Source organism: Intrasporangium sp., assembly GCF_036566125.1.
GTDB lineage: Bacteria > Actinomycetota > Actinomycetes > Actinomycetales > Dermatophilaceae > Intrasporangium.
Window position 1 is genome coordinate 1 of record NZ_DATCWX010000235.1, and the last position, 8,912, is coordinate 8,912.

Genomic DNA, 8,912 nt, shown 5'->3' on the forward strand with positions numbered 1-8,912 from the left:
GGATCGCGTCCCGGGGTTGGACTTCGTCCGGCTTGATGAGAGCAAGAAGTCCAAGAGCAGACTGCATCTCGACTTCAGGCCCGACGACCAGGACGCCGAGGTGGCTCGCTTGGTGGCTCATGGCGCACAGCGTGTTGATATTGGCCAGGGTGATGCATCGTGGGTTGTCTTGGCAGACCCCGAAGGCAACGAGTTCTGCGTCCTTGCGGCGGATTGACGCGGACTGGAGCTTCCTGCGTGAGGTCTGCGCGAAGGCGCGCCATGCATCCCGCTCAATGCGTCGACCTTTGGTTGCAGATCGCCGGTGTGACGCGTCGTCAAGCGGGGATTGAGTTGGGGATGCGTCGCTGCGGGCCTCCTCCGTACTTCGTTCCGTTCCTGTGGAGGAGCCTGCGATCTCGATCGGGCTGCGCCAACAATCGAGCAGGGACAGGTCGCCAAGAGCGACGTTGTGGGGAATGTGACCGCCATCATGCGCAAGCAAGGGCGGTGGGGTAACGCACTTGTCAGGCGGACCCCCAGTACGGAAACGACAGACCCGGTGACCGCGAATGACCGCCAACGACATCGCCCGGGACGTTGTCCTGTTCCGGATCCACCGGGCCCTCGGCCGCGCTGCGTCGACAGCAGCATCGGCCGCCCCAGTCGCGGCCGACGACCAAGCCTCGATCGGGAGCGCTGTGCGGGGGGCCGTGGCACATGCCTTGCCCCGCAATGGAATCCACGGCCATTACGACGAGGGTGAAGTCCCCGACCGCATCCTCACCGCGCCGGGTATACCCAGCGAGCGGGTCAGCGGTACACAGGCCCCGCCCGATCGCCGAGACCGGCACCATCGTGCTCGACGGGTCACCATTGTGCGGGCGGCGCGCCCTGACGCTGGTACCCGACGTCCACATCTGCGTCGTGCGCACCACGGACGTCGTGCAGACCGTCCCCGAGGCTCTGGCCCGACTCGACCCGACACGACCGCTCACCTTCGTCAGCGGCCCTTCGGCGACGAGCGACATCGAGCTCAACCGCGTCGAAGGCGTCCACGGCCCCCGCACCCTTGCCGTCATCCTTGCCGGCTGAGGACTCCCACCCCCTCGCACATCACGGCCGCAAGGTCGACTATGAGGGCGACGAGCTCTCGACGTACCAGGCCTCGCGGACGGTGCGGCGCATGATCAGCCTCTGTCGGGTTTGGGCCACGATGCCGACCAGTGCCAGGGCGAGCAGCAGCGCATACCAGCCCCAGCTGCCCCGGACCACGTCGATGAACGCGCCGTTCGTGAAGTCCGCGGAGTCCAGCGACCCCACCAGCAGCATCAGACCGGCGACCACACCGACCGCGCCGGCCAGGGAGCTCGCGACGGCAAGCACGATCATCGGCATGTTGCCGACGACGGCCACCAGGCCAAGGACGGCGCCGAACGCCAGGCCGACGAGAACGGCTATCCAGTTCCAGTCGATCCCGAGTGCGACGACGAGGCCAGAACCGATGGCAAAGCCGAACGCCGCCATGGCGAGGATCACTGCCACCGCGTAGTAGAGATAGGAGAAGATCGCGAAGATGAGGCCGAAGACCAACCCCGTGACCCAGCCGAGCACGGTGCCGAGGAAACGCTCATCAGCCATCGCGGCGAACAGCCCGGCTCCGAAGGCGAACCCGGCGAAGAACCCCCAGATCGGGAGGAGGAACCGGAGCACGAACTGCCCGGCGAAGAGCATGGCGCCTCCAGCGAGGATCGCGAAAAGGCCCAAGACGATGTCTGCCATTCCTGCAATGTAGGGCTTCGGGCCTTCGACGCGTGTGAGGACACGGACGAGGCGTTCGGCGAGCCTCATTGCGAGTGGGAACAGCAACGCCGCGCCCGGGCCGGGCTCAGTCGCGCCCAGGCTTTGCTCAGTCCTTGAAGATCTGCTCCCGCATGGACTCACGCTTCGCGAGCGCGTTCTCGATGCTCACCAGCTGCTCCTCGCTGGCCGGAAGGTCGAACACCTCGGAGATGAACCGCGTGAGCTCGGGCCGGTAGTCGTGGCCGAACGGCCGATAGGCGCCCGGGATCTGGGCGTTCTTCATGTCGACCAACGTCTGGACGAAGGTCGTGACCGGTCGCCACCGCATCCGCGGGGGGATCCCGCGTGGGCTCGCACCGTCGACCACCTCGGGACGTGGCCGGCCCGGCTCCAGCCACGACGGCCGACTCGTGATCAGGTCGAGCCCGAACCGCGCGACGCCGTCGTTGTCGTGGCTCAGCAGCACGTAGCGCAGCTTCCTCCGATGCTCGGGTGGGATCGCCATGAGCTGGCCGATGTCGTTGACGACGGTGACGAGCTCGGGGTCGACGTCGGGCCGCGGCGGGCCCGTCACTTGGTGCATCCACCCGGAGCCGTACGGCGTGCCGATCCACAGGGCGCGTTCGAGCCCGAGCGCCTGCGGACCGATCGTGCCCCAATGCAGCAGCACGTCCTGGCTGGTGTGCGCCCCCAGGCTCTCGCCGAAGAGCACCACCCGAGGGCCCGACCCGTTGAGCTCCCGCAACCGAGCGCTCAGCTGCAGCCACAACAGCCGGTTCTGCTCCCGGGCGTACTTCACCTTCGTCAGCGACAACGGCGAGGGGCGCTTCGAGTACTGCATGGTGACCATGGCGATGTCGCCGCGGGTCAGGTAGGCGGCGGCGGCGCTCGCGCAGTAGTTGACGTAGCCGCTCCCCGTGGGCGAGATCAGCATGAGGACGGACCGGTCCCAGGCGTTCGTCCGGTCGAGCTCGGCGATGGCGAGATCGACCCGCTCGGACACGGTCGGGGCGCTGTCGAGGCCGACGTAGACCTGAACCGGAGCGGCCACCGCCGGCTCTCCCATGATCGCGGGAATGCTGAAGTCCAGATCCGCCGGCCGGTCCGCTGGGGGCTGGGTGCGCACGGACAGCACCGCGTGCCGCCGCCCCTCTCGCCCCATCGTCGACCAGGACACGAGGCTCTGCGCGGATCCGCTCACCTCGGGCTCGACCCAGTGACGGCCCCCCTCCGGGTCGTCGAAGACGGGGTCGACGACCGAGGAGCCGGCCTCGACCTTCGTCATGGCGCGTTGCCACAGCGCGTTACCACCGGCGACGACGCTGGCCAGGCACAGCGCGTGCCCGGAGAGTCGCCAGAGCGCCGACGGCCCGGGAAGCCACTGGGCCAGACGTTCGCCCGCCTCCTCGGCCAGCCACATCTCGCCGTATGCCGCCCCCATGAGACCACCGGCAAGCACCGTCCCGAGCGCCGCCGAGCGGACCGGGTCGATGCCCTCCGGCTCGTCGGACTGAGGTGGCAGGCCACGGACGTCACGAAGCTGCCGTTGCAGGACGGCACCGCCGACCGCCAACCCGATCGGCACCGCCACCGGGAATCGGGCCAGGCGACCCTTCGCACCGACGACATCGTCAAGCGCAATGAGGCCCGCCCGCGAGGTGCCGAGAACCGCCCCGCCGACCCCCGTCGCCATGAAGCGCCAGCCAACCTGGCGGATCCCGCCGCGCACCATCGCCTCGTTCGGCCGGCGCGAGACGAACCGGTAGAGCCCGTACCCAACCGGAATGGCCAGCAGGTCGAGCGCGAGTGTCGCCACGGCCTGTTTCCGGATCTCGTTCCGGCCCGGAAGTCCCCGGGCCGCGAGGACCCCGAATGCCGCGACCGCGTCCTGGGTCGTCGTGGAGACGGCATAGTTCAAGGCCATCGTGAGGCCGGTGATGAGCGCCTGGTCCTGTGTCGACCGAGGCACGAGCGACGGTTCGAAGGTGCCCGGTGCTGCCGCGCCCGCCATGACCAGCCCAGTCTGGGCCGCAGTGGCGAGCGGTTGCCCAAGGCCGGACTCGTTCAACGCCTGGGCCATGATCTGCTCAAAGGTCCGCATGTCTCTGTGCTCCCGCCGACCGGCCACAGCACCAGACACGGCCGTGGTGTGACATCACGGTAACGAGAGGCGCTCGCCCTGTCCGGACTGCGCACCGATTTCACTCGCCGCGGGTGAGAACCCGGACGCGGGGCCGGTCAGCTCAGACGTTGCGTGGCACGTTGCCGCTCATGCCGAACACCCACCGCATCATCTTGTGACCGGTGTCCGAGGTCGGTTCGAACATGAGCGGGCAGCCGCCGTCGATGACCGTCATCCCGTGCGCGCGGCCCCACTCCGCGGCGTCCTTGGAGACGCTTCCGCCACCGGGGCCACGGTGCATCCACACCTGCTTGATCCCCAGTTCGGCGCACTCCTCCACCGTCGCCTGCGCGCGCTCCGGGCGTGTTCCGATGACGACCGTCTCCACGCCGCCCGGGATGGACTTCAGGTCCGGGTAGGCGGTGTCGCCCTCGACCTCCTGAGCTTGTGGGTTGACCGCGAACACCTCGTAGCCCCGCTCGCGGAGCCGCTGGTACACGGCATTGCTGCCATGCGAGCCCCCGTTCCGGGAGACGCCCGTGACGGCGACGCGCTTGTGGCTGAGGAAATCGGCTGCGGCGTCCTTGATCGGTTGCATGGTGGTTCCCCTTTCCATGCGGCACCTCGTCGTGCCTCTGTTCGATGACGCCCCATCCTGCGTCCGGCCGCGCGCCACAGACAGGGTCGAAGGTCCCGCGCGTCGGGCCCCCTCTCGGCCACGCTGGCACCGCGCGTGGGCTGGGACCGCGCTCAGCGGCATACAACCTATTCCGTATGCCGCTCAGCTTGCTCCCAGCACGAGGTGACCCGAGTGCCCCGGAGGCAGTGGTCGTCGAGCTCGCGGGCGAGGTCAAGCAGTCGTTGGCGAAGCCACTGGTGCGCCTTGCCGCCGTCTGAACACCGCCTTGGCACCATGAGGGTTCCTGACCCGCCACACGTCACGCGAGGAGACACATGTCCGAGGAGAAGACCCCAGCATCGAGCGAGGACATCGCCGACCGGGTGCGCGCCAGCTTCGAGCTCCAGGGACTGATGCGACTGCTGGGTGCGGAGCTCGGCCGGGTCGAGCCCGGCCACGTGAGGATCACCCTGCCGCGCCGACCTGAGGTGAGCCAGCAGCACGGCTACGTGCACGCCGGGGCGACGAGCGCGATCGCCGACAGCGCCGGGGGGTATGCCGCCCTGACCATGATGCCGGCGTCCTCCGACGTGCTGACGGTCGAGTACAAGCTGAACCTCGTCGCGCCTGCGGCCGGCGATCACCTCGAGGCCCTCGGGACGGTCCTCAAGGCAGGTCGCACCCTCACCGTGTGCAAGCTCGAGGTCTTCGCCGTGACCGACGGTGAGCGCAAGCTCGTCGCCGTGGGCCAACAGACCCTCATCAGCCTGCCGGGCGAAGAAGCGGCGTGACTATGACGGATCAAGAGCGTGAGGGGAACTGACAGCGGCACCGAGCCCAGCGGCATACGGCATCGTCTTGGTTTGAAGTGGTCAGGAATCGAGAAGCGTGGGTCTCGGGGACGCTTCTAGCGTTGACGCCATGACCTCCATCACCGCAATCACCCTCGAAACGGCCGACGCAGCAGCCGCCCAGCGCTTCTACTCCGACGCCTTCGGACTCGACGGACAGGTGCGCCTGCGGGCGACCGACGCGCCCACGAACGGCTTCCGCGGGTTCACCCTCTCGCTCACGACGTCGCAGCCGGCCAACGTCAAGGCACTCGTCGATGCCGCTGTCGATGGCGGCGCGACGGTGGTCAAGCCGGTGGCGAAGTCGTTCTGGGGATACGGCGGCGTCGTCCAGGTGCCCGACGGGACGATCTGGAAGATCGCGACCTCGGCCAAGAAGGACACCGGTCCGGCCGCCCAGCAGTTCGACGACCTGGTGCTCCTGCTCGGAGTGGCCGACGTGGCTGCGACCAAGCGGCTCTACGTCGAGCGCGGACTGGACGTCGCGAAGAGCTTCGGCAGGAAGTACGTCGAGTTCGCCACTGGCACAGGCGGCGTCAAACTGGCGTTGTACGGCCGACGGGCGCTCGCCAAGGATGCCGGTGTGCCGGCCGATGGCTCGGGCTCTCACCGGATCGCCATCCACAGCGACGCAGGGACCTTCACCGACCTCGACGGGTTCGCCTTCGAGTCCCTGGCGAGCTGAGCGGCGCGCTCAGGCGCACTCACCCCTCAGGGATTGCGCGCCTGAGCCCATCCGAAGACGTCAGCCACCTCAACGCGCGCTCCCCCTTCGTCGCGCACGGATCCCGACCACGACCCGAAGCACTGGTTCGACTGCGACGGGGCGGCCTTGTGCTCAGCGCCCGATGCGCGGATGAGCTCGGGCGTGAACGTGAGGTCAACGGCGTCGCCGCGGACGCGCCAGGGCGCCATCCAGTCCTCCGGGTCGTACTCCCACGCCAACTCCTCGCTCAGCTTGCTCAGCCGGCCGTCGACGAGCAGGGCGTTCTCGACCGATCCGGTGCCGTCCGTCCACCTGCCGCCCACGTGGAACCCGATGGCACGGCCGTCGTTGACTCCCGAGCCGGTACCGCTGAGCGACTGGACCGCCCGCGGCCATCGCCCGCGACCGTGGTCGTGAGTCGCCCACGACACACCAGTGGCGAACGGTTCGGGGTGCCCGTCGACGAAGACCGTGCCCTCGGCCGGCCGGGCGACGTCCTTGACCGCGTAGACGAAGCGTCGCCGGCTCCACGGCACGACGACCCCGAGACGTTCGTGCCCCTCCGGTCGATGCGCAAGGAGGTCGACACGGACGCGCTCGCCCACGGCTCGCAGGCGGGTGCCGTCCTCGACCTCGTCGATGTCGATCCGCACCGCGAGCGTGCGCGCCCGGACCGCCCCTCGCCCGAGCGTCCCCGGAAGCGTCGCGCTGCCGCCGAGCAGACCCACGGCATCGTGCGCGATCTCCACGCCGGTGCGGCGGTCGAGCAGCCAGATGCCGTGCACGGCGGCGTAGTCGAGGTCGGAGATGCTGAGCGTCACCACATGGGTCGAGGTGGTCACCGTCCAGTTCTCCCACCGCTTGGTCCGGCCCCAGGCCCGGCGCCCGCGGCCGACGCCGTCGGTGATGACGAGGGGCGTCCGGGTCCAGCCCACGGCCTCGGGGTTGAGACGGCCGTCGGGCAGGGTGAGGAGCACGGCAGCGGTGATCTCGCGCTCGGGAACGGGACGGTGCGTGACCGCTTGCGGGAGGGGAACGTCAGCCACCTGCCGAACTCTAATTCGCCCCCTTCGTTCACTGCCGCGCGGGGCAAGCCATCACGCCGTGGGCCGCTGGGCCAGGTCGCCCGGATGATCCCGGCCTAGACCGACGGCACCGTCCTCGGGTCCCAAGCAAAGCCGGATGGGGAGACGGCCTGACGTACGGTAAGTCGTCCCGCCAGACCGCTCGATTGGCAGTATTTGCCGTCCAATGGGTGTACAAATCGTGATGAATGGCCGAGGCGAGAACCGCCGCGCCCGGATCCGGCTGGCAGATTGAGCACCGCAACCTGTCTCCTCCTGCCCCGAGAAAGTTCTGGATTCAACAGGAAAACGTGTCATGATGAGCGCCACTACTCGTCAAACAGGTAGTGGCCGTCTCCTGACGATCGTTCGGAGACGGTTGCCAAGGCGCCCGGCGCGCATTCGTGGAGGGGTGCGCGCCGGGGCCCGGGCGGTGACGGGGCAACCCGCATCGCCGGGCGCTGCGAGGTCCGCCTCGTGGCAGATGGTGCCGCCCTCGTCGGTTCCGGCGCTCCCCCTGTCGCCGGCCGAGGGGGCGGCATCCTGCTTTTCCATTGGCCAACCAGGCCGTATGCCGCTGGGCTCGCTCCCGGACCCAGCGAGACACGGTGGTTGGTTGCGTCCAGAAGGGCGTCACTTGGGGACGACGTAGCGGGGCTGAATCCCCACGCGGTCGGTCAGGGGGAGCTCCTCCTGCAGAGTGGTGCATGCCATGTCCAGGGTGCAGCGCTGGAGTGTGTTCTCCGGCGGGCCCGCGTACACGTCCGGCGCCGTGTTCCGGGAGATGAGAATGGAGTTCTCGTCGTCGTCGAGCCGCCAGCTCCATCCGGAGATCGGCTGTTGTGCTGTGCCGCGGAGCATGTCCTTGCCGTCGCTGACCCGGTAGACGGCCGGGATGAACCAGTGGCCACCGTCGATGTATTTGCTGCCAACGAGGTAGGTGCCGTCAGCCGAGAAGGTTCTCGGCATGAAGATCTCCGGATTCTCGTCCTGCCCGCAGCGCTCGATGAGCTTGGGGAAGCCTGCCTTGGTCAGGTCGACCACGGCCCAGCAGCGGGGGTCGCCGAAAACTTGGTTCGGCACGGGCCAGCTGAGGGCTGCCCGAGTGCGGTCCTCCGACACCGCACTGACGTAGCGAGGCAACTCTCGGCTCTCGCCGGTCACGTAGTTCCACTCGGTGGTCTGCTCAGCGGTCTCGCCGCCGAGGTAGACGTGCTCACCCACAACGGCGACAGGGCTTCCCGCCCCGGACCGACGCCCCAGCTCGGTGCCATCGACGGACAGGACGACCACGGGCCCCTCGAACTTCGTCTCGGAAACGACGATGCTGCCATCGGGCGACGTCACGTAGGAGCCGCCCTCCCCGCTGACGGCCTTGATCGTCGTGCCCGCGGGGGAGAGGATCTCGATCTCCGTCGGGTTCTCGCCGAGCTGTGACTCGAGGACGAAGCCGCCATTCGACAGGACCGAGAACCTGCCGACGACGGTGCCTCGCTCGAGCCTGATGACCCGTCCGTCGACGATGATCGTGTCGTCCAAGGCGTACGTGTTCTGTGGAGTCGCGGTGACGGGCACCTCCGTGGTCGGGGCGGCTGGCGTCGTGGGGACGGGATCTGCCGTCGTGGTCACGGAGGGAGTCGGTGTGGCGGACGGGGTCGCCGACGGCGTCGGGGTGATCGTTGCGCTCGGGTTCGTCGCGGGTGCGAGTCCACCGGTGGGGCCGCTCGGCGACCAGAACAGGACGGGCACGACCACGGCCGCGATGGCT

General features: G+C 68.7%; 9 protein-coding genes and 1 pseudogene. 5 read left to right on the forward strand and 5 right to left on the reverse strand.

The genetic code is table 11. The features are described from left to right. Together VIR15_RS14300 and VIR15_RS14305 are read left to right on the forward strand one after the other, a co-directional pair. On the forward strand, positions 1-217 hold a 217-nt coding region (locus VIR15_RS14300; RefSeq protein ID WP_331928780.1), incomplete at its 5' end, for a VOC family protein. Positions 218-816: 599 nt separating this feature from the next. Then, a pseudogene (locus VIR15_RS14305) lies at positions 817-1,074 on the forward strand (LutC/YkgG family protein); the annotation flags it as partial. 39 nt (positions 1,075-1,113) lie between these two features. Here VIR15_RS14305 and VIR15_RS14310 read toward each other — a convergent pair. From VIR15_RS14310 to VIR15_RS14320, 3 genes are all read right to left on the reverse strand, one after another. After that, entirely contained in the window at positions 1,114-1,761 is a 648-nt protein-coding gene (locus tag VIR15_RS14310) for a DUF4203 domain-containing protein (protein WP_331928782.1), read from the reverse strand. Between the two features lie 127 nt (positions 1,762-1,888). Continuing rightward, positions 1,889-3,883, reverse strand: a complete 1,995-nt coding sequence (locus VIR15_RS14315) for an alpha/beta-hydrolase family protein (RefSeq protein ID WP_331928784.1) — start codon at positions 3,881-3,883, stop codon at positions 1,889-1,891. Positions 3,884-4,025: 142 nt separating this feature from the next. Then, on the reverse strand, positions 4,026-4,520 hold the full coding sequence (locus VIR15_RS14320) for a CoA-binding protein (protein WP_331928786.1): 495 nt from the start codon (positions 4,518-4,520) through the stop codon (positions 4,026-4,028). 158 nt (positions 4,521-4,678) lie between these two features. Between VIR15_RS14320 and VIR15_RS14325 the strand changes: the two genes are divergently transcribed. The 3 genes from VIR15_RS14325 (at position 4,679) to VIR15_RS14335 (ending at position 6,059) form a co-directional block, all read left to right on the forward strand. Further along, on the forward strand, positions 4,679-4,801 hold the full coding sequence (locus tag VIR15_RS14325) for a hypothetical protein (protein WP_331928788.1): 123 nt from the start codon (positions 4,679-4,681) through the stop codon (positions 4,799-4,801). A gap of 57 nt (positions 4,802-4,858) precedes the next feature. After that, positions 4,859-5,314, forward strand: a complete 456-nt coding sequence (locus VIR15_RS14330; RefSeq protein WP_331928790.1) for a PaaI family thioesterase — start codon at positions 4,859-4,861, stop codon at positions 5,312-5,314. 130 nt (positions 5,315-5,444) lie between these two features. Then, entirely contained in the window at positions 5,445-6,059 is a 615-nt protein-coding gene (locus tag VIR15_RS14335) for a glyoxalase (protein ID WP_331928792.1), read from the forward strand. 26 nt (positions 6,060-6,085) lie between these two features. Here VIR15_RS14335 and VIR15_RS14340 read toward each other — a convergent pair whose 3' ends face one another. Beyond that, a complete protein-coding gene (locus tag VIR15_RS14340; RefSeq protein ID WP_331928794.1) occupies positions 6,086-7,126 on the reverse strand; it encodes a DUF2804 domain-containing protein in 1,041 nt (346 codons plus the stop codon). Positions 7,127-7,777: 651 nt separating this feature from the next. Continuing rightward, positions 7,778-8,773 (reverse strand): hypothetical protein, encoded by a 996-nt coding sequence (locus tag VIR15_RS14345; protein ID WP_331928796.1) that lies wholly within the window; start codon positions 8,771-8,773, stop codon positions 7,778-7,780. Between the last annotated feature and the right edge of the window lie 139 nt (positions 8,774-8,912).